25 protein-coding genes and 1 other RNA gene are annotated in these 25,700 nt (G+C 62.1%); 15 read left to right on the forward strand and 11 right to left on the reverse strand.

Features of this window, described 5'->3' with window-relative positions; all coding sequences use genetic code 11:
• Positions 1–20: 20 nt before the first annotated feature.
• The 7 genes from gcvT to ABVT36_RS03265 all read right to left on the reverse strand — a co-directional run bounded on the left by gcvT (position 21) and on the right by ABVT36_RS03265 (position 8,015).
• On the reverse strand, positions 21–1,109 hold the full coding sequence (gcvT, locus tag ABVT36_RS03235) for a glycine cleavage system aminomethyltransferase GcvT (RefSeq protein ID WP_368455239.1): 1,089 nt from the start codon (positions 1,107–1,109) through the stop codon (positions 21–23).
• A 139-nt stretch (positions 1,110–1,248) separates the two neighbouring features.
• Positions 1,249–2,370 carry a CNNM domain-containing protein gene (locus ABVT36_RS03240; RefSeq protein ID WP_368455240.1) on the reverse strand — a complete coding sequence of 374 codons (1,122 nt, stop codon included), beginning with the start codon at positions 2,368–2,370 and terminating at the stop codon, positions 1,249–1,251.
• Entirely contained in the window at positions 2,367–3,335 is a 969-nt protein-coding gene (locus tag ABVT36_RS03245; RefSeq protein ID WP_368455241.1) for a rhomboid family intramembrane serine protease, read from the reverse strand. Before ABVT36_RS03245 ends, ABVT36_RS03240 begins: the two co-directional genes overlap by 4 nt.
• A gap of 115 nt (positions 3,336–3,450) precedes the next feature.
• Complete coding sequence (locus ABVT36_RS03250) at positions 3,451–4,686, reverse strand: UbiH/UbiF/VisC/COQ6 family ubiquinone biosynthesis hydroxylase (protein WP_368455242.1); 1,236 nt, start codon at positions 4,684–4,686, stop codon at positions 3,451–3,453.
• A 208-nt stretch (positions 4,687–4,894) separates the two neighbouring features.
• Complete coding sequence (gene ubiH / locus ABVT36_RS03255; RefSeq protein WP_368455243.1) at positions 4,895–6,127, reverse strand: 2-octaprenyl-6-methoxyphenyl hydroxylase; 1,233 nt, start codon at positions 6,125–6,127, stop codon at positions 4,895–4,897.
• A complete protein-coding gene (locus tag ABVT36_RS03260) occupies positions 6,124–7,455 on the reverse strand; it encodes an aminopeptidase P N-terminal domain-containing protein (protein ID WP_368455244.1) in 1,332 nt (443 codons plus the stop codon). The genes ubiH and ABVT36_RS03260 overlap by 4 nt, the downstream gene beginning before the upstream one ends.
• Positions 7,452–8,015, reverse strand: coding sequence for a UPF0149 family protein (locus ABVT36_RS03265; protein WP_368455245.1), 564 nt, complete (start codon positions 8,013–8,015; stop codon positions 7,452–7,454). The genes ABVT36_RS03260 and ABVT36_RS03265 overlap by 4 nt, the downstream gene beginning before the upstream one ends.
• 219 nt (positions 8,016–8,234) lie before the next feature.
• Between ABVT36_RS03265 and ABVT36_RS03270 the strand changes: the two genes are divergently transcribed.
• The 4 genes from ABVT36_RS03270 to ABVT36_RS03285 all read left to right on the forward strand — a co-directional run bounded on the left by ABVT36_RS03270 (position 8,235) and on the right by ABVT36_RS03285 (position 9,761).
• Positions 8,235–8,438 (forward strand): TIGR02449 family protein, encoded by a 204-nt coding sequence (locus ABVT36_RS03270; RefSeq protein ID WP_367148604.1) that lies wholly within the window; start codon positions 8,235–8,237, stop codon positions 8,436–8,438.
• A complete protein-coding gene (locus ABVT36_RS03275; RefSeq protein WP_367148603.1) occupies positions 8,438–8,758 on the forward strand; it encodes a cell division protein ZapA in 321 nt (106 codons plus the stop codon). The genes ABVT36_RS03270 and ABVT36_RS03275 overlap by 1 nt, the downstream gene beginning before the upstream one ends.
• Before the next feature lie 200 nt (positions 8,759–8,958).
• Positions 8,959–9,139: non-coding RNA, 6S RNA (ssrS, locus tag ABVT36_RS03280), on the forward strand.
• Positions 9,140–9,182: 43 nt separating this feature from the next.
• Entirely contained in the window at positions 9,183–9,761 is a 579-nt protein-coding gene (locus ABVT36_RS03285) for a 5-formyltetrahydrofolate cyclo-ligase (RefSeq protein WP_368455247.1), read from the forward strand.
• A gap of 65 nt (positions 9,762–9,826) precedes the next feature.
• Here ABVT36_RS03285 and ABVT36_RS03290 read toward each other — a convergent pair whose 3' ends face one another.
• Together ABVT36_RS03290 and ilvA are read right to left on the reverse strand one after the other, a co-directional pair.
• The gene (locus tag ABVT36_RS03290; RefSeq protein WP_367148600.1) at positions 9,827–9,964 is read right to left on the reverse strand and encodes a hypothetical protein; all 138 of its coding nucleotides are present in this window, start codon (positions 9,962–9,964) and stop codon (positions 9,827–9,829) included.
• 218 nt (positions 9,965–10,182) lie between these two features.
• Positions 10,183–11,697 (reverse strand): threonine ammonia-lyase, biosynthetic, encoded by a 1,515-nt coding sequence (gene ilvA, locus ABVT36_RS03295; RefSeq protein WP_368455248.1) that lies wholly within the window; start codon positions 11,695–11,697, stop codon positions 10,183–10,185.
• Positions 11,698–11,878: 181 nt separating this feature from the next.
• Here ilvA and rpiA point away from each other — a divergent pair, with 181 nt between their 5' ends.
• The 3 genes from rpiA to ABVT36_RS03310 all read left to right on the forward strand — a co-directional run bounded on the left by rpiA (position 11,879) and on the right by ABVT36_RS03310 (position 13,794).
• Entirely contained in the window at positions 11,879–12,553 is a 675-nt protein-coding gene (gene rpiA, locus ABVT36_RS03300; RefSeq protein WP_368455249.1) for a ribose-5-phosphate isomerase RpiA, read from the forward strand.
• Between the two features lie 30 nt (positions 12,554–12,583).
• Complete coding sequence (locus ABVT36_RS03305) at positions 12,584–13,213, forward strand: hypothetical protein (RefSeq protein ID WP_368455250.1); 630 nt, start codon at positions 12,584–12,586, stop codon at positions 13,211–13,213.
• A gap of 209 nt (positions 13,214–13,422) precedes the next feature.
• The gene (locus ABVT36_RS03310) at positions 13,423–13,794 is read left to right on the forward strand and encodes a DUF4168 domain-containing protein (RefSeq protein ID WP_367148595.1); all 372 of its coding nucleotides are present in this window, start codon (positions 13,423–13,425) and stop codon (positions 13,792–13,794) included.
• Between the two features lie 37 nt (positions 13,795–13,831).
• Here the strand turns inward: ABVT36_RS03310 and ABVT36_RS03315 are convergent, their stop codons facing one another.
• Positions 13,832–14,143: a helix-turn-helix domain-containing protein gene (locus ABVT36_RS03315; RefSeq protein ID WP_367148594.1), complete on the reverse strand. Its 312-nt coding sequence runs from the start codon at positions 14,141–14,143 to the stop codon at positions 13,832–13,834.
• A 317-nt stretch (positions 14,144–14,460) separates the two neighbouring features.
• Between ABVT36_RS03315 and ABVT36_RS03320 the strand changes: the two genes are divergently transcribed.
• On the forward strand, positions 14,461–15,507 hold the full coding sequence (locus ABVT36_RS03320; protein WP_368455251.1) for an AraC family transcriptional regulator: 1,047 nt from the start codon (positions 14,461–14,463) through the stop codon (positions 15,505–15,507).
• 42 nt (positions 15,508–15,549) lie between these two features.
• Here the strand turns inward: ABVT36_RS03320 and ABVT36_RS03325 are convergent, their stop codons facing one another.
• Entirely contained in the window at positions 15,550–16,716 is a 1,167-nt protein-coding gene (locus tag ABVT36_RS03325; RefSeq protein ID WP_368455252.1) for a DUF937 domain-containing protein, read from the reverse strand.
• 315 nt (positions 16,717–17,031) lie between these two features.
• Here ABVT36_RS03325 and ABVT36_RS03330 point away from each other — a divergent pair, with 315 nt between their 5' ends.
• The 7 genes from ABVT36_RS03330 to ABVT36_RS03360 all read left to right on the forward strand — a co-directional run bounded on the left by ABVT36_RS03330 (position 17,032) and on the right by ABVT36_RS03360 (position 25,696).
• Positions 17,032–18,240 (forward strand): acetyl-CoA C-acetyltransferase, encoded by a 1,209-nt coding sequence (locus tag ABVT36_RS03330; protein WP_368455253.1) that lies wholly within the window; start codon positions 17,032–17,034, stop codon positions 18,238–18,240.
• A gap of 15 nt (positions 18,241–18,255) precedes the next feature.
• Positions 18,256–20,418, forward strand: a complete 2,163-nt coding sequence (locus ABVT36_RS03335) for a 3-hydroxyacyl-CoA dehydrogenase NAD-binding domain-containing protein (RefSeq protein WP_368455254.1) — start codon at positions 18,256–18,258, stop codon at positions 20,416–20,418.
• Positions 20,419–20,433: 15 nt separating this feature from the next.
• Positions 20,434–21,579, forward strand: a complete 1,146-nt coding sequence (locus tag ABVT36_RS03340; RefSeq protein ID WP_368455255.1) for an acyl-CoA dehydrogenase family protein — start codon at positions 20,434–20,436, stop codon at positions 21,577–21,579.
• A gap of 33 nt (positions 21,580–21,612) precedes the next feature.
• Positions 21,613–22,797, forward strand: coding sequence for a CaiB/BaiF CoA transferase family protein (locus tag ABVT36_RS03345; RefSeq protein WP_368455256.1), 1,185 nt, complete (start codon positions 21,613–21,615; stop codon positions 22,795–22,797).
• Between the two features lie 270 nt (positions 22,798–23,067).
• Entirely contained in the window at positions 23,068–24,603 is a 1,536-nt protein-coding gene (locus tag ABVT36_RS03350; protein WP_368455257.1) for a cryptochrome/photolyase family protein, read from the forward strand.
• A gap of 179 nt (positions 24,604–24,782) precedes the next feature.
• Positions 24,783–25,007, forward strand: a complete 225-nt coding sequence (locus tag ABVT36_RS03355) for a DUF3094 family protein (RefSeq protein WP_368455258.1) — start codon at positions 24,783–24,785, stop codon at positions 25,005–25,007.
• A 20-nt stretch (positions 25,008–25,027) separates the two neighbouring features.
• Complete coding sequence (locus tag ABVT36_RS03360) at positions 25,028–25,696, forward strand: nitroreductase family protein (protein WP_368455259.1); 669 nt, start codon at positions 25,028–25,030, stop codon at positions 25,694–25,696.
• The last annotated feature ends 4 nt before the right edge of the window (positions 25,697–25,700 follow it).

Consider the following 25,700-nt stretch of genomic DNA (forward strand, 5'->3'; position numbering starts at 1 on the left):
GCATCCCCGCCCCATACCGGTCAGACCAGGGACTCGCCGTTGCGCACGAAACAGGGTTTCACAACTTTCACCGGTACCAGCTTGTTGCGGATTTCCACCTGCGCCGTATCGCCGGTGGCGGCAGGCACCCGGGCCAGTGCCACTGAGTGACCCAAAGTGGGGGAAAAGGTGCCGCTGGTGACGATACCCCGCTTCTCGCTCCCCTCCACTACCACCGCTTGCCCCGCGCGCAACACACCGCGCTCCGCCAGTACCAGCCCTACCAGCTTCTCGCCGGGACCGGCGGCCTTTTCCCGTTCCAGTGCGGCGCGACCGATAAAGTCCCGTTCCGCCGGCTCCCAGGCGATGGTCCAGCCCATATTGGCTGCCAGCGGCGAGGTATCCTCGTCCATCTCGTGGCCATAGAGGTTCATACCGGCCTCCAGGCGCAGTGTATCCCGGGCGCCCAGCCCGCAGGGCGCCACGCCCGCTTCCGCCAGCGCGCGCCAAAACCCCTCGGCATCCTCCCCCGGCAACATGATTTCGAGGCCGTCTTCACCGGTATAGCCAGTGCGGGCCACGAACCACTCCCCTGCCACCGCACTGTGAAAGGGTTTCAATCCGTCTATCGCCGCCGTCCACTCGATGCCCAATACCTGCTTGGCCCTGTCAATTGCCTCCGGCCCCTGAACCGCCACCATCGCCAGCTGCGGGCGCTCACTCAGGGTTACGTCGAAAGCTGCCGCCTGCTGTCGCATCCACGCCAGATCCTTTTCGCGCGTGGCGCAGTTCACCACTAACCGGTAACCGGGGTCGCGCAGGTAGACGATCAAATCATCGATTACGCCACCCCTCTCATTGAGCATTCCGGTATAGAGAGCCTTGCCGGGCCGACCGTCGAGTTTGGCCACGTCGTTGGCCAGCAGGTGGCGCAGATAGTCCCGCGCACCCTCACCGTCTATATCCACCACCGTCATATGCGAGACGTCGAACATACCCGCGGCACTGCGCACCTTATTGTGCTCCTCCAACTGCGAACCATAGTGCAAGGGCATATCCCAGCCACCAAAGTCCACCAGTTTGCCGCCCATGGCGGCATGTGCGTCATATAGAGGCGTTCTGTTTCCCATCTTTCTTCTCAACGTCAGTGCTATCGAAGCCGCGTATTCTACCGGCGCCACTGGTGCGCTTTCCAGAGCAGTGCCGCCCTCCAGCGGCTGGTTGCGTCATACTGATCGCCATTAATCCGGCAACTAACAGTCCGCCGGGTTAATGGTCGCGGCCGGACTTGTCGCCCTCACCCGAATCGGTGTCCGCATCATCCTTTTCCTCCTCACTGGTGTCGACCTTGAGTCCGTGGCGTTTGGAGCGCCAGCGCCACAACCGCTTTGCCAGTTCCTGGCGATCGGGCGTCCGGTCCGCTTCGTCGACAATCTCCTCCCCGAGCAGTGTCTCCAGCAGGTCCTCCAGCGTTACCAGCCCCTCGAGCCCGCCGTACTCATCCAGTACTGCGCTGATTTGCACCCGCCGCGCAAGCATCTTCTGAAACGCCTGATAAATGGTCGCCGTTTCCGGCAGCATCAGCATGTCGCGGCGGAAATCGGCCAGCTTTTCATCCCGCTGGCCGCTGAGGTAGGCCATCAGCAGGTCCTGTTTCAACACAAACCCCACCACACACACGGGATCGCCGCGCTCGTAGATCGGGATACGGGAAAAGCGGCTTTTCTCCACCTCCTCGTAAGCCTCGCCGATAGTCGCGTCCTGAGACAGGGAAAACACCACGGTGCGCGGCGTCATCACCTCCCGCACCGATTGGTCCTGCAGAGTGAAAAACAGGTTGCGCAAAATACTGGACTCGCGCTCCTCCAGCTGCCCCTCCGCGCGGCCGAGCTCCGCCATCACCGCAAATTCCTCGCGGCTGAATCCGGTGAGCGTCGGGCCGTGGGACAAGCCGCGGGTGAGCCACTCGGACATTTTTACGAACGGGAAAAGCACCCACACCAAAAAACGCAGGCCATAGGCCGTCGCCGGTGCCAGCTGCCGCCAGTAAAAAGTGCCCAGAGTCTTGGGGATAATCTCGGAGAAGACCAGTATCAGCAATGTCAGGATAGCGGACGCAATACCCAGGTACTGGCTGCCGAACACCGCTGCCGCCTGTGCACCGGCGCCGGCGGCACCGGCGGTGTGGGCGATGGTGTTCAGAGTCAGAATGGCCGCCAGGGGCGCGTTGATGTCCCCTTTGAGTCTGCGCAGCACCGGGCCCGCCCTGTGGCCCTCGCGCTCCAGCAGACTGATATAAGGCGTCGTCACACTGAGGATGACGGACTCGGCGATGGAACACAAAAATGAGAAGCCGAGGGCAATCAGAACATAGACAAACAGCAGGATCATCGGTTTTCCGTATCTTTTCCATCGACCGCGGCAGCGCTTTGCGGCGCGGAGAAATATCGCCCCCCGCCAGCCAGAATATAGAGCCAGGCCAGCAGGAAGCCACAGATAAAGCCGCCGATATGGGCCGCATTGGCAACGCCCACGCCGAACACCCAGGTGACTATGCCACTGGCACACAACAGCAGCCAAGCCAACGCCAGCACCACCAGCCCCGAGGGGACATCGCGCCACTGGGGGTAGCGATAGCGCAGCACCGCCACACTGCCCACCAGGGCGTAGACCACGCCGGACATGCCGCCAAACAAGGTCTCGGGAGCCCAGAAATACTGCGCCAGATTGGACACCGGTGCGCTGATACCCACCAGGAGTGCAAAGGTCAGTGTACCGGCGCGAACCTCCAGCGGGCGCCCCAGTATCCAGATCCCGAGGGCATTAAAGAGGGCGTGGGGGAGGGAAAAATGCACCATGGCCGGCGACCACAGCCGCCAGTATTCCCCCCGCTCGAGATGCCACGCCAGTGTCGACTGCGGCAGGCCCAGGCCGCCGCCCCGATCGGGAAAAATCAGCAGTGCCTGCACCAGATTTTCCCGCAACAGCAACCAGCCGACAAAACACAGCGCAATCAGCACCAGACAGAGAGGGGTCCTGTTCAGCGGCCAACTGGGCAGCGGCACCGCTATCGGCGCACGCTTTGCCGCCCCGCTGTCTTTCTCGGTGGCTGCATCGACTTCAGATAGGTTAGCGGCCGGCCCCACACGGATATCCGCAAGGCTGATTTCCCCCGCCTGCCAGCGGTCCAGAAGCGGCGGCAACAAGCGGTGCAGCGCCGGATCCAGAGTGGTCAGCAGTTGACAGTTGTTCACCTCGGAAATACGCAGGGGCAGCCGGCAGCGCTGGATAAACTGTGCCAGCTCCGCCAGATCCTGATTGAGGGGAAATTCACGAACGGGAATCCAGTCGTCCAAGGCCGGTGCCTTTTTAGATTGCGGTTACAGGTCAGGGACCAGAAGGATGAGACTAAAGTAAACCGGCGCGAAAAAACAGGGCCTCAGCGACAGGTGCCACTCCCCTCCGCCGGCGTCACACCGCCATAGCTCGGAGGATAATACGCTTTTTCAGCAGCGGGCTGGCGTCCACCATATTGAGCCCGGTATTGCGCAGCCAGCGCCAGTGCAGGTCCCCGGCACCAAACAGTGACTTGAAGGTGCTCATCGCTTTCAGTGTCGCCGCATTCTCACCGCGGCAGCGGCGCTGGTAACGCGACAGCACCGATGCATCGGATGGCTCAAGCCCCCGCTTGAGTGCGCGCGCTATTTCCTCGCTCAACACCCGCACATCCTGCAAGCCGAGGTTGGCTCCCTGGCCGGCCAGGGGGTGGATACTGTGCGCGGCGTCACCGATCAGTGCTGCGCCCGGGCCGGAATAGCGCTCCGCATGGCGCGCCCGCAGGGGAAAGGAAAGGCGTTCGCCGACCGACTCCACCGCCCCCAGGCGGCTCTCGAATGCCTTCTCCAGGTTCAGGGCGAAGGCAGCGTCGTCGAGCATCAGCAGCTCGCGCGCCAGTTCGTCGTCCGCCGACCAGACGACTGCGCAGTGATTGTCATCCCCCAGGCCCTCCAACGGCAGGAACGCCAGCGGACCGCTCTTTAGAAAGCGCTGCCAGGCGGTGTGCTGGTGGTTGCGCTCGCAGCGGGCGATACAGACCAGCGCCATCTGGCGATAGACGGTGTCGCTTGCGCGGATACGCAGCAGATCCCTTACCCGGGAGCGCGCGCCGTCGGCGCCGATCAGCAGGCGGGTACTCACCGTGTCGACGTTTTCCTGCAGCCCCTCGATCACATTCTCGTCATCTCTGCGGGGTTGCAGAAACCAGTGGCCACAGTCGCGCCACCAGTTCTCCAGCCGGAAGCCAGTCACCATCTCGACATTGGACAGCTCCGCCACCCTGGCCCAAAGAGCGGCCGTGAGCACATTGTTTTCCACAATGTGTCCCAGATTCGGCATCTGCACGTCGCGACTGTTGAAACACACAGAGCCGGTGCCGTCGGCATCCCAAACCCGCATCACCGTATAGGGGCAGGCGCGCCGGGCTGTGGTTTCACCCCAGACACCCACCTCCTCGAGCAGATTCTGGGACCCCTTGGTCAGGGCCACTACCCTTGGATCATAGTGCTGTGGCGCAATCCGCGGCGCATCGGTGGACGCCTCCAGCACCCCGATGCGCAGCTGCGGGTGGCGCACTGCCAGCAGGGCGGCCTGGGTCAGGCCGACCATGCCCGCGCCCACAATCACAATATCCAGCCGTCGTCTGCTCATGGCGTCCTGTTTCCAATGTTTCCGCACCGGTCCGCGGGCCCTTGTATAGATTGTTGAAAAAGCCTTCCCCTGCCTTATCTCAACCCGGTTTTGCGGCCCATGTCCGCAAAGCCTCCACTACAAATCAAACAGTTGCACACTGGATTTGCGATCCGAGCATCCCTGTTCGGTACAGCGGGCTGTTGAAAACTATTTTTTCAACAGCCTGTTAAAGCCCAAAACCCGCCGCCTGGCCGATAAAGCTCGCCCGCAGGGATGGGGCAAGATTTAATCCCAGCAGCCCCGCCTGGCGCAGGCCGCCCGCCAGCAATCCCGGCGCTGCGAACAGGGCGGGCACGCGGTCGCTGAATCCGATGGTCAGCTGCTGGTCGAGTCGACGCGCGCGGCCGTATTCCTCCAGCAAGTTTAGTTGACCGGGTGACTCACCCGTACAACAACCCGCAGCCAGTGTCGTCGCCAGGTGGTAGCTGTCGCGCAGGGTCAGGTTAAATCCCTGCCCCGCCACCGGGTGCAGAAAATGGGCGCAGTTCCCCAGCAGTACCAGATTGCGCCGCCACTGCTCCCGGGCCACATGCAGGCTCAGGGGATACCCCTGTAGCTCCCCCGACCTGAGGATACGCCCGGCGCGCCAGCCGAATGCAGACTGTACCCGCTGAACAAATGCCGCCGGTGACAGCGCCTGCAACTCGCCGGCGTCCTCTTCGGGACAGGTCCACACCAGGGCCATGCGGTGGCTGCCGTCCCGTCGCGGAAGCGGCAGCATCGCCATGGGGCCCCGGTCCGTGAAGCGCTCGTAGGCGACGCCGCCGTGATCCCGCTGGGTGGCGAGTGTGGCCACCAACGCCCTCTGTCGATACTCGACCCTCTCGGTTTCAATGCCCAACTGCCGGCACAGGGGTGAGTCGACACCGTCCGCAACCACCAGCAGGCGCGCTGCAAGACAGCCGGGTCCGTCCTCACCCTGCCAGCCTAAATCCACCCCTTGATCGCAGACGCGCACCCGCTCCACCTGCGCCGGGGACACCAGCGTTACCGGCAGTTGCGCCAGGGCGCGATACAGAACCGGTCCCAGCGCCGCATTTTCGATCACCGCACCCAACATACCGGCAAAGCTGGCCCGCCGCTGTTTGTCTGCAGTGAAGGCCACGCCCGCTGCGCGCCCGCGGTCACTGACCCTGACCCGGGAGATAGGCGCGCAGTAGGGCTTTAGTTGCGGCCAGAGACCCAGCTCATCGAACAACTGCAGACTCCCCGCCGCCAGAGCCGTCGCACGGGTGTCAAAACTCGGTAGCGCAATGCTGGCACCCGGGTCCATCAATGGGCGCTGCTCCAGAAGTGCCACCGAGAGATTGGGGCAAAACTTTGCCAACAGCAGTGCCAGGCTGGCACCGGCCATGCCTCCGCCGACGATGGCCACATCGATGCGGGACCCAAGCTTCACCACAATTCCTCCTGCACTACACCCTGGCGCATAGTGTACTCAATTTCCGCCACCGTCTTGGGTGCGGCGGATGACAGCACCAGAGGACCGGATTTCATCAGCGCCACATCGTCCTCAACCCGGATACCTATGCCGCGATACCGCTCCGGTGCCTGGTCATCGTCCGCGGCGATATAAATACCCGGCTCTACCGTCATCACCATCCCCGGTTCCAGCTGGCGCCACTGGCCGTGTACCCGGTAATCGCCCACATCGTGCACATCCATCCCCAGCCAGTGGCCGGTCCGGTGCATATAGAAGCGGCGGTAGGCACCCGCCTCAATCAGCCCGCTAACGTCACCCCGCAGCAGGCCCAGGTCCACCAAACCGCGGGTAATCACCTCCACACTGGCCATATGCGGGTGGTCCCAGTGGGCACCCAGGCGAATCTTGTCGATGGCCGCCGCCTGGCCCGCCAGCACGATTTCATACAGGGCCTTCTGCTCACCGCTGAAACGCCCGTTGACCGGGTAGGTCCGGGTCACGTCGGCGGTGTAACCGCGGTGCTCACAACCGGCATCCACCAGCACGAGGTCGCCGTTTTTCAACACCGCATTGTTGCTGCAATAGTGCATCACCAGCGCATTTGTGCCGCCGCCGACGATTGTCGGGTAGGCGGGTTGGCGGGCGCCGGCACCGACGAAGGTGTGCAGAATCTCCGCTTCCAGTTGAAACTCATACAGGCCCGCGCGGCAACGGCGCATGGCCCGGCAGTGGGCCTCCGCGGTGATTTCCGCCGCACTCTGCATCAGGCGCACTTCCTGCGCACTTTTGATCAGACGCAAATCGTGCAACTGGCGGTCGAGGTCCACCAGCTCCGGCACCCCGGCACTGCCCGGCGCCCGGCCTATGGTGTGCAGATAGCGCTGCAAGCGCCGATCCAGCTGCGGGTAGCGCCCGAACGTATAATAGACCCGCGTGCGTCCCTCCAGCAGGCCCGGCAGAATGTCGTCCAGGTCACTGATCGGGAAAGCATCGCAGAGACCGCACTGCTCGGCGGCCCTTTCCGGCCCCAGGCGCGGCCCGTCCCAAAGCTCCTTGTCCGCGTTGCGCTCGCGGCAAAACAGCAGCTCCCGTCCCTGAGCCCGGTCCGGCACCAGCACCAACAGTGCCTCCGGCTCGGCAAATCCGGTCAGATAGAGGAAATCGCTATCCTGACGAAAGGGAAAATAGGTGTCCCGGGAGCGCAGCTGCTCCCGCGCCGCGGGCACCACAGCAAGGCTGCCCTGCGGCAGCCCGGCGATCAGGCGCGCGCGACGGCGGGCGTATTCTCGCTTGCCGATGCTCATTGGCCGCGGGTGTTACTGCCCTGATCGGCGCCGCCGATCTGCACAATCTCGGTAAAGATAGTCAGCACCGCCACACGCACATATTCCTGTACCTGCAACAACTGCTGCTCCGCCTCCCCGGACTCCTCCACCCCCAAGGCATCGATCTGAGCTATCTCGCTCAAATCCTGCAGCGCCTCGCGACAACCGGGCGACTTTATCCCCGGCGGCGCCCCGACACCTAAACCGTGCAGGAATCCCTGACACCACTGCCCCAGTGACTGGGCGCGCAGGTCTATGCCACTATCGTCCGGGAGCAGCAGCTGAAACTCAAAACTATCGTCCCGCAAGCGTTCAGCGCTGACCTGGGCCAATCGCGCCATGGAATTTTCCAGTGCCGCCGGCACCGCTTCGAGTGCCAGTATCCGGGCCAGCTCACCCTGCCAAAAGCTGCTATCCGGTGCTTTCTCGGCGCACAGGAGGCCGCATACAAAACCGTGCAATTCACTGGGATCGCTCTCGCCGCCCGCTGCGAGAATAGCTGCGGAGAGGGTATCGTAGCTGGGCGGAGCGGCGCTCATAATCACTTCCTGAAATTTCGTTCAAACTTTATGCAACTTGTCGTTTTCTACCGCAAGCGGAATCAGTCGACAGCAGACAGGCGAGGTCGGGATTAGAATTGCACAGGCCCGACAAGGCGGGGCGATTGACCACCCCATACAGCGGCAATATAGTAGCGGAATCCCTCGCAGTCTGTCCCGCTGCGAGCCAATGGGGCACGGACATAAGACGCGGGAAATATGGACAAGTTACAAGCGTTAGAAAGCACGGTGGATACGCTCATCGCGCGCTGCCAGCAGCTCGCGAAGGACAATCGCGAACTGCGCCGGCAGGAAACCGAGTGGCAGCAGGAGCGGCAGCGCCTGGTAAAAAATAATGAAGTGGCCCGCAGTCGGGTAGAGTCCATGATCAACCGCCTCAAAGGGCTAGCGCAAGATTCCTGATGGGTGACGCAAAACCGACCCTGGAAACCGTATCGGTCTCCATCCTCGACAAAGACTACCGTGTCGCCTGCACCGAAGAGGAGCGCGCGGAGCTTCAGGCGTCGGCCCGCCTGCTGCACGAGCGTATGTCGCGCATTCGCGCGAGTGGCTCGGTGGTTGGCCTCGAGCGTATCGCAGTGATGGCGGCTCTCAACATCGCCCACGAGCTGATTCAGGCCAAGGCGGAACTGATCCGGGCACCCCTGGAGCAGGAAATGGTCTCGCGGCTGCGGGACAAGGTGCGCTCCGCGCTCAGTGAAATCGACTCGGGCGAAACCTGATTCTCAAAAGCGACCTGGTCTTCCCACTACCTCTCACCCCGACTGGTAAAACCCGCTGTACCCGGCGCTTTCCAGCGGCTGGCATCAACGCGCGGTTGGGTTCCGCTTTGGCCCGGTCGCAGGATTTACAGGGCCAGTCAACAACGCTTTCGCAACCGCCATCGTTGTTACCCTTTTGCAGCGACACGGGTTATAATTTTTAGACCCTGGGGTGTTGGCCAGTTGACTATGTCCTCGAGCCGATAATCCGATCATGGGGGCTTCCAGCGGATGCTGGTGTGCAGGTCCGCCACGCAGCGGAAAGCCTTTTGTATTCCTGAAGCCACCTCCTTGAACCCTACGGTTCAAGGCTATGTCTGCAGCCGCACACTCGGGGCCCTTAAACACTCCTCCCTCCGGATTCTTTTCCCAGACGCCTGACACTATGACGGAAAGCAAAGTGCAACTGCGCCGCCATATGCGTTCCGCGCGACGCAGCCTCAGCGTCTATCAGCAGCGCCTGAACGGGCGCAACGTGATCAACCACCTGCAACGCACGCCACAGTTGCTGCGCGCGCGACACATCGGCATCTACTGGCCCATGGACGGAGAGGTGGATATTCGCGGGCTGCTGCAACGCCACCCCAACAAATACTTTTATCTGCCGGTGCTGGCACCCACCCCGCGGCCACAGCTGCATTTCCGTCGCTGGCGGGGTGACAGCCCCGGCTACCGCAACCGCTTCCAGATACCCGAGCCGCTGCAGGGCCACAGTCGGCCGCCGCAACAGCTCGACCTGGTCTTGCTGCCACTGGTGGCCTTCGATGCCGGTGGTGCCCGGCTGGGAATGGGGGCCGGCTTTTACGACCGCACCTTCGCCCTCAAAGGATTGTTGCGGGGCGCCGGCCCGGACCTGGTGGGGGTGGCCCATCAATTTCAGTGTGTGGGGAAACTGCCCACTGACAGCTGGGACATACCACTGCAGGCGGTAGTGACCGACCGGCGCCTTTACCCCTGCCGCTGAAAACCCAATAAAAAAGCCGAGGGCACAAGGCACTCGGCTTTTTTAACTGCGGGCCAGGTGTACGCTCAGCGCGTCACCACCCCCTGCTGCAGGGCCGCCGGCGGTTCCGGATCCGAAGCGAAAACCTCGGTCAGGCCGACACTACTCAGCAGGACGCCCGCGACAAAGACAACCACAGCGATTGTCAGTGCATCGGGTTTCATAAGGACCATCCTGTAGGATATATACTTTTATTATCGGTGTTTCACCCTGCATTAGATTCGGCTCAACGCAAAGGTTCCACAATTGGCAAAATAATTGTCCGCCAAGCAAATAATAACGGATCTCCAGCGGAATTTTGTGAAAACTGTCGCGTTTTCACCTGAAAAAGTTCAGTCGCGCCCCTGCCGGGCAGTCACTTGGCCCTCACCGTCCCCCAGCTTCAACTGGCCAGAAAGAAACGGTAGGCGGGACTGTCCGTCTCGTCCCAGAAGGGAAACTGCAGTTGCTGCAGCAGCGCCTGCAGTTCGCCGCGCTCCGCCGGGCGCACCTGCAGGCCCACCAGGACCCGGCCATAGGCGGCGCCGTGGTTGCGATAGTGAAACAGGGTGATATTCCAGCGCCCCGCCAGCTGCTCCAGGAACTTGCGCAGGGCACCGGGGCGCTCGGGAAACTCGAACCGGTACACCACCTCGTTTTCCAGACCCGCGGCCCGCCCGCCGACAAGGTGGCGGATATGCAGCTTGGCCATCTCGTCGTCCGTGAGGTCAGTCACGCTGTAGCCGGCGGCCGAGAGCCCCTCCACCGTGCGGCGGCGGTCGCCGTCCGCCGTCACCTGCACGCCCACAAAGATATGCGCCTCACCGCTATTGGCGTAGCGGTAGTTGAACTCGGTGATGGCCCTGTCCCCCAGGTCCCGGCAAAACTGCAGGTAGCTGCCGGGGCGCTCGGGAATCGTAACCGCCAGCACCGCCTCGCGCCGCTCACCGGTTTCGGTGCGCTCACTGATATACCGCAAGCGGTCGAAGTTGATGTTGGCACCGCTGCAGACTGTCGCCAGCACGGCATTGCTGCAGCGATTCTGCTCGATATACTTCTTCAGGCCCGCCAGCCCGACGGCACCGGCTGGCTCGGCAATGGAGCGGGTACCTTCGAAAATGTCTTTGATTGCCGCGCACATCTCGTCGGTGGAAACAGTAATGACTCCATCCACCGTCTCCCGCAGTACGCGGAAAGTCTCGCTGCCTATCTGCGCCACCGCCACCCCGTCGGCGAAGAGCCCCACCTGGGGCAGGCGCACCCGGGTATTGGCCGCCAGTGCCGCCTCGAGACAGGCCGCCTCCTCCGGCTCCACGGCAAATACTTTCACCTCCGGTCGCACATACTTGATATAAGCTGCCATACCCGCGGCCAGACCGCCGCCGCCAACCGGAATAAAAACCGCATCCAGACGACCGGAGTGCTGCCGCAGCAGTTCCATGGCGACAGTGCCCTGTCCGGCGATCACATCCGGATCATCGTAGGGATGCACGGGCACCAGGCCGCGCTCCTCCACCAGCCGGTGGGCGTGCGCCGCCGCCTCGTCAAAACTATCGCCCCACAGCACCACCTCGGCACCGCGCATACGCACCGCGTTGACTTTGATCTGCGGTGTTGTGGTCGGCATGACTATGGTGGCGCGCACACCCAACTGTGCCGCCCCCATCGCCAGCCCCTGGGCGTGGTTGCCGGCAGACGCGGCAATTACGCCCCGCGCCCGCTGCTCCGCCGGCAGCCGCAGCAGTTTGTTGTAAGCGCCGCGAATCTTGAAGGAGAACACCGGCTGCAGATCCTCGCGCTTGAGCAGAATCCGGTTGTGCAGGCGATGGGACAGGGCCCCCAGAACGTCCAGCGGTGTTTCGGTGGCGACATCGTAAATCCGCGCGTCTAAAATGCGCTTGATGTAAGACTCGGGCATTGGATGAATCGGTCGTGGTAACAGTTAAAATCAGTGCCTGGGGCCGGGCGTGACAACAGGTGGCACAAGGTGCCAGTCTAACCCTGCAACAGCAGCAATGCCACCTCAAAGCCAACTGCGCGAACATTATTTTCACAAAAATGGCATATAGCCGGAAAAAATTGCGGAAAGCTACCCTATCATGACCCAGGACCAACTCAAACGCGCCACCGCGGGTGCCGCCATCCACTATATCGCCCCCAAACTGGAGCCGCGCTCCATCATCGGCGTGGGCACCGGCTCCACCGCCAATTTTTTCATCGACCTGCTGGCGGAACTGAAAGGCCGCTTCGACGGTGCCGTCGCCAGCTCCGAGGCGTCGGCACAGCGCCTCCGGGCCCACGGCATCCCGGTTTACGATCTCAACAGCGTGGACGACATTCAGGTGTACGTGGATGGTGCCGACGAAACCAATGCCGCCCTGCAGCTGATCAAGGGCGGCGGTGCGGCGCTGACGCGGGAGAAAATAGTTGCCGCCTGCGCCGGCGAGTTTGTCTGCATCGCCGACGAGAGCAAATGGGTTCCGGTACTGGGCCGCTTTCCCCTGCCGGTGGAGGTGATTCCCATGGCGCGCTCCCTGGTGGGTCGTGAGATCGTCAAATTGGGCGGCGATCCTGTCTACCGCGAGGGCGTGACTACCGACAATGGCAATGTCATCCTCGACGTACACAACCTGTGTATTACCGATCCGCCACAGCTCGAGCGGGCCATCAACAATCTCACCGGGGTGGTAACCAACGGTATCTTTGCCCAGCGGCCCGCGGACCTGCTGTTGCTGGGAACCAGCTCCGGGGTAAAGACAATCACCGCCAAATAAATGCCAAACTGATATGGATGCCAAGCCACCATGGACGCCACAACAATAAAATGCCGGCTGTTGATACTGATACTGGGGACAGCGGGGTCACTGGCCGGCTGCACCACCACGCCTCCGAGCAATACCGGCGATATCTGTGCCATTTTCCGCGAAAAGAAACACTGGTACCGGGACGCCAAAAAGGCAGAGCGCAAGTGGGGATCCTCCATCCCCATAATGATGGCGGTGCTGCACCAGGAATCCCGTTTTGTGCACGATGCGCGCCCCCCCCGCACCAAGATCCTGGGCTTTATCCCCGGCCCTCGACCATCCGATGCCTACGGTTACCCACAGGCTCTCGGCACTACCTGGCAAACCTATGAACGCGCCTCCGGCAATTACGGCGCGGACCGGGACGATTTCGGGGATGCGATCGATTTTGTCGGCTGGTACAACAACACCAGCGCCAGGCAGTGCCGCATTCGCACAGACGATACCTACCACCTCTACCTGGCCTACCACGAGGGTCACGGCGGCTTTAACCGCCGCAGTTTCCGCAACAAGGCCTGGCTGAAAGGGGTATCCAAAAAGGTCTCCGCCCAGGCCCGCACCTATCGGCGCCAGCTGGCGGGATGTGAGGAATCCCTGCCCAAACGGGGCAGGTTTCTGGGGATTTTTTAGCTCCGCCCCGGGCTTCCCACAGTGCCAATCCAATTTGGGGCCATATCTTTCCTTCTGGCAGCAAAAGACGCAAACCACTGGTCAGATTGGCTACCCTGAACTGACCATCAGGCGCTTTTTGCTGCGAAAGAGCGCGGTTGCAGCCCATTTACGACGCTGGGCGCCTTCTCTACCGGCAAAAGCGTCCCCAGTATTGCCAAAGGTGCACAATGAAAACTCTCCTCCACTGCCTGGCGCTGGTGGCGCTGCTGCTGGCCCTTCCCACCGCCGCGGTCCAGGCCCAGACAACGGAAGCGAAAGCGCCGGCCTACAGCGAGCCCAAGCTGCAGCAGTTTGCCAGCGCCTACCAGGCCATCGTCGTCCTGAGCCGCGAATATGCGCCCAAGTTGCAGGCTGCGGCGGATATTCAGGAGGCGGAAGCCATCAACCGGGAAGCCCAGGGGAAAATGGTGGCGGCGATCAATCAGGCCGGCCTGTCCAAGGAGGAGTATCAACAGATTGCCGCCAGCCTGAGAAACAATCCGGCGCTGCTGGAAAGGGTCAACAAGATTCTGCAGCAGGCCGCGCAACCCGCCGAGTAGATTCAGCTGCCGCCACCGGCAGCTGTCTGGGCCTGTATCAGTCCGCGGGCACCCCCAGTGCCCGACGGATTGCCGGCAGGTGTTCGCGCACCCACTGCCGGTCAAAAGAACCCCAGTCGCGCAGCACATAGTAACCGTCGTTGTTGCGCACTCCCTCCTGTATGAACTCGACCCGGGCGCCATGCCCGGGCAATCCCTTGGCGATGATGTCCTGTACCGTGCGTCGCGGCCAGCCAGTGGCCTCTTCCAGAGCCGGATTATTGGCTTTGGGCAGCAGTTCAATCAGGTAGGCGATCAACATCCGCCGACAAATTGTTGGGTTGAGCTGGCTTTCCAGTTGCAGAGACATAATCCACTTCCACCGTTACCTGGAACACTGTTGTAACACAGTGCGATTCCCAGCTCACCCTTCCGGGCGGCCATGGGGCCGCCATTCGCGAAGCGAGCGACCCTTCCCACCTGCCCAGGCTTTGTATTCACACTGCGGAAGCGAGGCCCGCAGCAACCACAGAGGATCAGACACAGGATGCACCTGAACAGGGCCTGTTTGGCTTACTCCCGGACAGGGCCGCAAGACTGGCCTGACTTTCAGCACTGCTTGGCGCATAATCCCAGGCCACACCGGCGATCCATTGTCGGTGCAGGACAAGATCGAGGACTGAGACTGTGGAAACCGAGACTCAGATACCGAGCGAAGTGCAGCCGGGTATTCTCGCCACTGCACTGAAGGCACAACTGGCGGGAGCCCGTGCGGCGGGCCTGGACACACAACAACTGCTGCTGGACTCGGGGATAGACCCCGTACGGCTGGACGACGCGGACTGCCGCATCGGCCGGGAAAAAGTCGCCAGCCTGTTGCGCCGCGAATGGGATTTACTGGGCGACGAGTCCGGCGGTTTTCTCTCCCGCCCCTGGCTCCCCGGCACCTTCGCCATGATGGGGCACGCCCTGCTCAGCAGCCCCAACCTGAGACGGGCCCTGGCGCGCTCGGGCCGTTTCGTGGCCATGGTCTGTGACGACCTCCACATAAAACTGGTGGAAGACGGTGAGGAGGCGCGCCTGCTGATCCACCACAGCAACCGCCGGCAGTTGCCAAACCAGATTTTCGTTGAATCCATCGCCGTTATCTGGCTGCGCTTTTTCAGCTGGTTGATCGACCGCACTATCCTGCTGGAGCGTGTGCACCTGGCCTTTCCGCCACCGGACTACGGCGAGGACTACAGTGACATGTTTCCCTGCCGGCACTACTTTCACCAGCGGGAGACCTGCCTGGTATTCAGCACCCGCTATCTGCAGATGCCGCTGGTGCGGGATGAGCAGCAATTGGGGGAATTTCTCGCCCGCGCGCCGGAATGCCTGTTGACGCAATACAAATCTGACAACAGTTACACCGGCCGTGTCCGCCGCATGCTGCAACAACAGGATACGGTGGAAAACCTGTCCCTCGACGGTGTGGCGGCGCGGATGCACACGTCCCCGCAAACCCTGCGCCGGCGCTTAAAGGAAGAGGGCAACAGCTGGCAGGACATCAAGGACTCGGTGCGCCGCGACATGGCGGTATACCAGTTGAAGCAGCAGGAAACCGCTGTGGCGGAAATAGCGGAGCGGCTGGGCTTTTCCGAGCCCAGCGCCTTCAATCGCGCCTTCAAAAAATGGACCGGCCTGGCACCGGGCGCCTATCGAGACAAATATCGCAACAACGCGGGGCGCTAAAGCAGGTATTCGCAGTCAGCGGGTAACAACGTCGCTCAGAGGTTAGCGGACCGTCACCACCCGGACGGTAATGGGGTGGCTCTCCTGTCCGCCTTGCGCGCCGTCCCTACCTGCCGGTGATCCGGCGGAATCCATAGCGGCAGCACCAATCCGGTTGGGGGCTATACCCAACCTCAAAAGCATTTGTCGCACTGTGTCGGCGCGCTCCTGCGCCAGCTTGCGATTGGCCGCCTCACTCCCCTCCCCTGAGGCATGGCCGCTGATGACGATAGAGAGGCCCGGATATTCGGTCATGATCGCTGCCAAGGCCTGCACATCCGGCACAGAGCTGCTGGTGGCGGTGGCATTGTGTTCGCCGAAGCGGATGCCCAGGGGAAAAGTACGGTTGGGGTTGGGGTCGCGCTCGGCGCCGGCGATATGGTCACGCAGACTGCGGGCAAAATCCGGCGCAGTCTCCACCACCAGCTGTTCCTCCTCCAGGACTATGGCGCCATTACTCTCCCTGCCGGCATCCCGGCGCGCGCACAAATTGAGGCTGTAAAGCACCGCCAGCACGATCAGCAGTGGCCAGACCCACTTGCCGAAACCCCTGCCCTTGTCGACCGGTTTTCGCGGGCGCACTGTGAGGGGCTCCCGGTGGCCATGGGGCTCCAGATGCTGCCCCAGGTCCGCGAACTCGTGTACCCCGATGGTTTTCAACAAGCCGTCGGGCAGCTTGTCCTGAATAATTGTTTTCTGGCTAAACAAAAGGGTGGCAAAGCCACCCATGTCGAGGCCACCGTCCCTGACCCTGGTACTGAACAGCGACATCACCACCGGAGCGGCCACTTGCAACAGGCCCAGTCCGGTATTCTTGCCAACTCCCAGGCTGCCCGCCAGCAAACCGCCCACATCGGCGGCCTTGCTGCCAAACAGGCATTCCAGCACCTTGCCCCCGGTCTGCTGCAGGCCGCTCATCCCGGCTGCGTCGCCAAAGGTAGTACTGATTGCGGCAAAATCCAGCTCATCGCTGTCGGCGATCGCCTTAAAGAGACTGGTGAGCCCCGTCTTGCTCTCACTTTTGTTCAGCATGCCCGCCAGTACTGAGGCCACCCCACTATCGACCGCTGCCGCCTCTCCTCCCGACGGCAGGCCCAGGGCACTGCCGAGCGCATTCAGACCCGGGGAACCCAATTGACGCCCCGCCAACTCCAATACATTGTCGGCCATGATCTGTCCTCACCACTGGATACCGCTCAACATCTCCACTCAGTGTATGGCCACCACATCGGCGTATTAGTCCGATTCCGAATAAACCACTGCGATTTTTCAGCGGTGGCTTTATGGTCAACACCTGCGGTACCAATCCTGCTTTCCGTTCCCCGAGGCGCCAACGTCACTGCCGCTGGCGCCTGTCGTCATTGCGCCGCTCTGCAGCCGGACTAAGGTAACCTCAGCGCCAGCCGGTTGCGCGGAGAAACAAAACAGCCGGGGTGCCGACCCGGCGCCGGACTGTGCCGGATCAATGATAAGAGAGGCCGAGCCATGCCCAGCGAAGCTTATATTTACGACGCCCTCCGCACGCCGCGGGGCAAGGGCAAGCCCGGTGGTGCACTGTACGAAGTCAAACCCATAAGCCTCCTCGCCAGCCTGCTGGGCACGCTGCAAAGCCGCTCTCAATTCGATACGGGGCAACTGGACGACCTAGTGCTGGGTTGTGTCACCCCCATCGGCGACCAGGGTGCCGACATCGCCAAGACCGCCGCTCTGGTCGCAGGCTGGGACTGGGATCTGGGCGGTGTCACCCTGAACCGCTTTTGCGCGTCCGGCGCCGAGGCGGTGAATCTGGCGGCCGCCAAAGTGCGCTCCGGCTGGGAACACCTGATCGTGGCCGGCGGGGTGGAATCCATGTCGCGGGTACCCATGGGCAGCGATGGCGGCGCCTGGTCGGCAGACCCGCGCACCGCACTGGATACCGGTTTCATTCCCCAGGGGGTCAGTGCCGACCTGATTGCCACCCTCGATGGCTTCAACCGCGAGGATCTGGACAACTTCGCCCTCCGCTCGCAGCAAAGGGCCGATGCCGCCTGGGCCTGTGGCGCCTTCGGGAAATCTTTAGTGCCGGTGCGGGACCAGAGTGGTCTGGTCATTCTCCAGCGGGATCAACTGGTGCGCGCCGACACCTCCCTGGAGGGGCTGGCACAATTGCAGCCGTCGTTTGCCGCAGTGGGTGCTGTGGGGTTCGATAGCGTCGCCCGCGCAGCTTATCCCCAGCTGGAGTGCATCCAACATATGCACACCGCCGGCAACTCCTCCGGCATCGCCGACGGTGCGGCGGTGTTGCTGATCGGCAGCGAGCGGGCGGGCAGGGAACAGAGTCTCACCCCGCGCGCGCGTATTGCTGCCGCCGCGGTGGTGGGTACCGATCCCACCATCATGCTCACCGGCCCGGCTCCCGCGACCCTAAAAGCACTCGCGGCAGCGGGGCTGAAAACAGGGGATATCGATTTATTTGAGGTTAACGAGGCCTTCGCTGCAGTGGTGCTGCGCTTTCAGCGCGAATTGGATATCGACCCCGAGAAAGTCAACGTCAACGGCGGCGCCATCGCCATGGGCCACCCGCTGGGCGCCACCGGCGCCATGCTGATCGGAACACTCCTCGACGAACTGGAGCGACGCCAGCTGCGCTACGGCCTGGTGACCCTGTGCGTGGGCGGCGGCATGGGTGTCGCCACCGTCATAGAGCGGCTTTAGAGCGGGGCGCAGACCATGAAATCCATCCGCGTAGAAAAAGACAGCGACAACATAATCCACCTGATTCTGGACAATCCCAACGCCTCCGCCAACGTCATGGACGGCGACTTCACCAACTCTCTGCGCTCTGTGGTACAGGCGCTGTCCGACCGGGGCTACACTGGCATTATTGTGCGCTCCGCCAAAAGCAGTTTTTTTGCCGGTGGGGATCTGAACCGCCTCTACAACGCCACCGAGGACGATGCCCAGCAACTGTTCCAGCAGTGCCAGGCACTGAAAGAGGATCTGCGCTGGCTGGAAACCCAGGGCAAGCCAGTGGTGGCGGCCATCAACGGCGCCGCCCTCGGCGGTGGCTGGGAAATTGCCCTGAGCTGCCACCACCGTATCGCCATCGACCGCCACACGACAAAAATTGGCTTGCCGGAAGTGACCCTGGGGCTGCTCCCCGGAGGCGGCGGCTGTGTGCGCATGTCGCGCCTGCTGGGCATGCAGAGCGCCCTGCCCTATTTACTGGAGGGCAGGCAACTGGCGCCGGTCCGGGCCCTGGCAGCGGGCCTGATCCACCAGCTGGCCAAAGACGAGGGAGAACTGCTGGACCGCGCCCGCGCCTTTGTCCTCGCCAACGCCGGCGATGCCATGTCGCAGCCCTGGGACAGGCCCGGTTACCAGATGCCCGGTGGCGATGCCAAAGATCCCCTCAATGCCCGGTTTCTCATCGCGGCGCCAGCGATGCAGAGACAGCGAGCCGGTGCCCACCAGCCGGCACCGGCGGCTATCCTGTCCACGGTGGTGGAAGCGGCGCAGGTGGATTTCGACACCGCCACCCGTATTGAATCCCGCTACTTTGTCCAGCTGGCCTGTGGGCAGGTGGCGAAAAACATGATCGGCAGTTTCTGGTTCGGTCTGAACGCCATCAAGGCCGGCGCCTCTCTGCCAGCAAGTGCGCGGGAGATAAACACCACTCCCCTGAACAAAGTCGGTATTCTCGGCGCCGGCATGATGGGCGCCGGAATCGCCTATGCCTGCGCCGCCAAGGGTGTCCAGGTGGTCCTGAAAGATGTTTCCGCAGAAGCCGCCGCAAAGGGGAAAGACTACGCGGAAAAATCCCTGCAAAAACGTGTGCAACAGGGATCTATGGATACAGCCGGCATGGAGGCCATCCTCGACCGCATTCACCCCACCACCGCGGCAGAGGATCTGCGCCGCTGCGAACTGGTTGTCGAGGCCGTATTTGAGGATCGCGCCCTCAAGGCGAGAGTGACTGCAGATACCGAGGCGCAACTGGCGGAGGACGCCATTTTCGCTTCCAACACCTCCACCCTGCCCATCACCGGCCTCGCCGAGGCCGCGGAGCGGCCGCAAAACTTTATCGGCCTGCACTTCTTCTCACCGGCGGAAAAAATGCCACTGGTGGAAATCATCCGCGGTGAGCACACCAGTGATGCCACTATTGCCCGCGCCTTTGCCTTCGCCGTGCAAATTGGCAAAACACCCATCGTCGTCAACGACAGTCGCGGCTTTTTCACTTCGCGGGTTTTCGGCTGCTATACCAGTGAAGCCATCGCCATGCTGGGAGAGGGCGTCAGCCCCGCCCTGATCGAAAACGCGGCATTGCTGGCGGGCTTTCCCGTGGGACCACTGGCGGTGAGTGACGAAGTGTCGCTGGCACTGATGGCGAAAATCCGCCAGCAGACCCTGGCCGACATACGGCGGGAAAACCGGGTCCCCGCCGCCCACCCGGCGGATACGGTCATCGACCGCATGCTCGCCCTGGGCCGCGCCGGCAAAGCCGCGGGCGGCGGTTTTTATGATTACCCAGAGGATCGCAAGAAATGTCTGTGGCCGGCCCTGCGCAGAGAGTTTCCCCCGAGTGATGAACAGCCGCCACTGCGGGATCTGCAGGAGCGACTGCTGTTCACCATGGTCCTGGAAACCCTGCGCTGCTATGACGAAGGGGTGCTGCGCAGTGTGCGCGATGCCAATATCGGCTCCATTTTCGGTATTGGTTTCCCGCCCTGGACAGGTGGCGCACTGCAGTATATCAATCAATACGGCCCCGAGGCTTTCTGCCGCCGCGCCCTGGCGCTCAGCGAAGTTTACGGCCAGCGGCTGCAGCCGACGGAATCACTGCGGATTCTGGCCGCAAAAAGGCAACAATTGAGAGATGAACCGCAATAAATTCGGAGACCCGCCATGATCCCCCGAACCGTATTCACCCAAGAACATGAGCAGTTTCGCGATACAGTGCGCAAGTTTCTGCAAAATGAAGCGGTGCCCCACCATCCCCAATGGGAAAAGGACGGACAGGTGGACCGCGCCCTGTGGAACAAGGCCGGTGAAATGGGCTTCCTGTGCCCCCAGGCTCCCGAGGCCTACGGCGGGCTGGAACTGGACTTCGGCTACAACGCCATCATCGGCGAGGAGATCTCGCATCTGGGTCTCACCGGCATCGGCTGGGGGCTGCATTCCGATATCGCCGTACCCTACATCGCCAATTACGGCTCCGACGATCAGAAACAGAATTACCTGCCCAGGTGCATCAGTGGTGAGATAGTCACCGCCATCGCCATGACCGAGCCGGGTGCCGGCTCCGACTTACAGGGCGTGCGCACCACCGCCGTCCGGCGCGGCGATCACTATGTGTTGAACGGCTCCAAGACCTTTATCACCAACGGTCAGATGGCCGACCTGGTAGTGGTGGTGGCCAAGACCGATCCGGGCGAAGGCGCCTCCGGCATCAGCCTGTTGTTGGTGGAAGCGGATCTGCCCGGATTCAGAAGGGGCACCAACCTGGAAAAAATCGGCATGAAGGCCCAGGACACTTCCGAGCTTTTCTTCGACGACGTCGAGGTACCGGCGGAAAATCTGCTTGGGGCCGAGGGGAAAGGATTTGTCTACCTCATGCAGGAACTGCCGCAGGAGCGGCTCAGCGTGGCCATCGGTGCCATAGCCAACTCTGCGGCCGCTCTCCAGTGGACCATCGACTATGTGCGCGAACGCAAGGCGTTTGGCAAACCCATCTCCGCCTTCCAAAACACCCAGTTCAAGCTGGCGGAGTTGTCCAGCGAGCTGACCGCACTCAGGGTTTTTGTCGACCGCTGCCTGGAATTGCACTATGCGCGCAAGCTCGACGTGGCCACCGCGGCCAAAGCCAAGCTGTTGACCACCGACTTCCAGTGCAAACTGCTGGACGAATGTGTGCAGTTGCACGGGGGCTTCGGCTACATGTGGGAATACCCTATCGCCCGCGCCTGGGCGGATGCGCGGGTGCAGCGTATTTACGCCGGCAGCAACGAGATTATGAAGGTGATTATCTCCCGGGAGTTGCTCAAGGACTGACATCGGGGGCGGCACTCGGGTGACGAAACGACCATGAGGGAAATCCAGGGCCCACTGAACGGCCTTAAAATACTCGACTTCTCCACCCTGTTGCCGGGCCCCTACGCCAGCATGCTGCTGGCGGATATGGGGGCCACAGTGCTGCGCATCGAATCCCCCACGCGTCCGGACCTGCTGCGCAGCCTGCCCCCCAAGGTTGGCGCCGCGTCGGCGGCCCACGCCACCATCAATCGCAACAAGAAATCTCTCGCACTGAACCTGAAAGACCCCTGCGCCATAGAAATAATACGGCGCCTGCTAAGCGAGTACGACATAGTGTTGGCGCAGTTCCGCCCCGGGGTGATGGCCAAACTGGGCCTGGATTACGCCGCTCTGCAACAGGTCCGCGAAGACCTGATCTATTGCTCCATCTCCGGCTATGGCCACAGCGGCCCCCTGCGGGCCCGCGCCGGGCACGACATCAATTACCTGGCTCTGTCCGGCCTGGCCAGCTATTCGGGCCGGCGCGACGGCGGCCCCAGTCTCAGCGGCACCCAGGTAGCGGATATCGCCGGCGGCGCCCACCATGCGGTCATGGGTATTCTCGCCGCCGTGTACCGGCGCCAGTGCACTGGCCGCGGTGGACATATCGACCTCAGCATTACCGACTGCGCCTTTGCCCTCAACGCCATCTGCGGCGCCAACGCACTGGCCGGCGCCGGGGAACCAAAGCTGGAACAGGAGCTGCTGAACGGCGGCAGCCACTACGATTACTATGCCACCGCCGACGCCCGCCACCTGGCCGTGGGCGGGCTGGAACCACAGTTTGCCGGGCGCTTTTTTCAACTGCTGGGGCACCCGGACTGGCAGCAGCGCCTGCTGGACCCGGAGCAACAGCCATCCCTCAAACGGGACATCGCCGCAGTCATAGCCACGCGCAGTCTCGATCACTGGCTGCGGGACCTGGCACCGCTGGATGCCTGCGTGGAGCCGGTGCTGACTTTTTCCGAAGCCGCGCAGAGCGACCTGATCAAGGCGCGGCGAATGCTGTGCCAGGCCAGCTTGCCCGGAGGCGGCGAGCAGACACAAATCAACACCCCCCTGAACTTTGGCCCCGACAAACCCATGCGCCACAGTGCCGGCGTACAGCCCGGTACACACTCCGATGAGATTTTGCGCACGCTGGGTTACAGCGCGGAACAAATCCAACAGTTCCAGACCCAGGGGATAATTGCCTAGGGCCTGTTGACACTAAGACAAGGCTCTTGCGATACCGCTTCTGAACTAACCTCTATCAGAATGTTGAAAAAGCCTTCCCAGGCTTTCCTCAATCGGGTTTGCCGCGTATGTCCGCAAAGCCTCCAGGACAAATCAAGCAGTTACGAACCGGATTTGCGACCCGAAGAGCCCTGTTCGGGACAACAGGCCCGGGCACTGGTATCGGCCGGCGACACCGCAACTGAGCGCTGCCGGCGCTGCGGCCGCGCAACCTCAAAACGGACATCGTTTGTGAAAACTCTGCGCCTGATCCTCGGCGACCAGCTCAACCACAGGCACAGCTGGTATCGCAACGACCATAAAGACACCCTGTACTTTATCGCCGAGATGCGCCAGGAGACCGACTACGCCAGGCACCACATCCAGAAACTGGTGGCCTTCTTCGAGGCCATGCAGGCCTTCGCCCGCTGGCTGGAATCCCGCGGCAAAAGGGTCATTCACTACCCACTGGATCACCCCCACAATACCCAGCGGCTGGAGCAGAATATCCGCAATCTGATCCGCAAGCATGGCATCGGCAGGTTCGAATACCAGTTGCCGGACGAATACCGGCTCGAACAGCAGCTCCGGCAGCTGAGCGAGGATCTCGATATTGAATGCGAAGCCGTCGACAGTGAGCACTTCCTCACCACACGCACCGAGCTGGCGGAATACTTCCAGGGCAAAAAGACCCTGCTGATGGAAAGTTTTTATCGCCAGCTGCGCCGCAAGCACAAGATCCTCATGACCGGCGACGGCAAACCGGAGGGCGGACAGTGGAACTACGACCAGAGCAACCGCAAAAAGTGGCGGGGCCAGCCCGCGGTTCCCCGCGGGGTTGGTTTTCGCAAGGATGTTCGCGCCACCCTGGAGCGCATTACCGCCGCTGGCGTCGCCACTGTGGGCGATATAGATCCACTGCACTTCAACTGGCCCAGCACCCGCGCCGATTGTCTGAAGCTCCTGCGCCACTTCTGCCGGCAACTGTTGGTGCACTTCGGCGACTACCAGGACGCCATGGATCCCGGTGAGGACTTCCTGTTTCACAGCCGCCTCAGCTTCGCCCTGAACAGCAAACTGCTGCACCCGGGCGAGGTGATTGAGGCAGTGCTCGCCCACTGGCGGGCCCACAAACGCCAGATCCATATCAGTCAGGTGGAGGGGTTCGTACGGCAGATCCTCGGCTGGCGCGAGTATATGCGCGGCGTCTACTGGCGGGAAATGCCCGGCTATGCAAACTGCAACCGCCTTCGCAACCGGCGGCTCCTGCCGGACTTCTACTGGACCGGCCACACCCGCATGAACTGCCTGCACCACGCCATCAGGAACAGTCTGGAACACGCCTATGCCCACCACATACAGCGGCTGATGATCACCGGCAACTTCGCCCTGTTGACCCAGGTACACCCGGATCAGGTGGACGCCTGGTATCTGGGCATCTATACAGACGCCGTACAGTGGGTACAGCTGCCCAACACCCGCGGCATGAGCCAGTTTGCCGACGGCGGCCTTGTGGCCACCAAGCCCTATGTGAGTAGCGGCAGCTATATCCACAAAATGAGCAACTACTGTGAGGACTGCCACTACCGGGTCACAGAGAAGACCGGGGACAGTGCCTGTCCCTTCAACAGCCTCTACTGGAACTTCCTGGCGGAGAAACGCGCACACTTCCAGGGCAATCCCCGCATGGCGATGATGCTGAGCCTGCTGGACAAGATGGACCCCCGGGAACTGGGGGCACTGAAATCCAGGGCGCAGCAGATCATTCGCAACCCGGACAGTTTTTAGCCGGGTGCGCAGCTCCTGCCAAAACCGGGTGGGGACCTCCGGCGCCCGGGGTTTCGGCTGCGGTATTTATCCCTTGTGGACAAACCCAACAACAGGGCGCCGGGCGCAGCGGCGGCGCTTTCATCAGGGGAGGCTTTCCTCTAAACTCGCTACAGAAAAAATATAAGCCCACAGTCCCTATGCCCGATAAACGAGACGCACCCAAAACCTCTGACAGCGGGTTCCACCCCAAAAAACTGTCCGACGAGGACCAGGCCCGGGTGGACAAATTCCTGCATACCGGTGTCAACGATGTGGAGCGCAAACCGTTTCGACCATGGCTGCTGCTGGCGGTGATAGTCGGTGTCCTCACCCTGCTTTCCCTGCTGAGCCTGATGATCGCGCGCACCAAGGGCGTCGTGTGAAATGCTGTACCGGAGTCCCCATGAGTGAAAGCAAAAATTTCCAGCCGCTGGAATTCGAACATCTCGATGAAGCGGAAATGCGCAAGCGCGGGCGCGACTTCTATGAACAGATGCGGGCGCGCCGCAGTGTGCGTGATTTTTCCGCCGCCCCGGTACCGCGCGGGGTGATCGAGGACGCGATTCGCACCGCTGGCAGCGCGCCCAGCGGCGCCAATATGCAACCCTGGCACTTCGCGGTGGTGCAGAGCGAGGAGATCAAGCGCCGGATCAGACTGGCGGCGGAGGAGGAGGAGCGCGAGTTCTACCAGCGCCGCGCCTCCACCGAATGGCTCAACGCACTGGAGCCTTTGGGCACCGATGCGCACAAACCCTTTCTGCAGACAGCGCCCTACCTGATCGTGATTTTCCTGAAAAAATTCAGCAGCGGTGACGCCGGTGAAAAGCTAAAAAACTATTACACCGCCGAATCCGTGGGTATCGCCACCGGCATGCTGATAGCGGCGCTGCACAATGCCGGTGTGGCAACGCTGACCCACACTCCCAGCCCGATGAAATTCCTCAACGAGATCCTCGGTCGTCCGGCCACCGAAAAACCCTATATGATCCTGGTGGCGGGCATGCCGGCGGAGGGGGCGCTGGTGCCGGCTATCGAGAAAAAACCACTGGATGAGATAGCGGAATTCCTGTGACGCC

The organism is Microbulbifer sp. TYP-18 (assembly GCF_040932045.1).
Taxonomy (GTDB): domain Bacteria; phylum Pseudomonadota; class Gammaproteobacteria; order Pseudomonadales; family Cellvibrionaceae; genus Microbulbifer.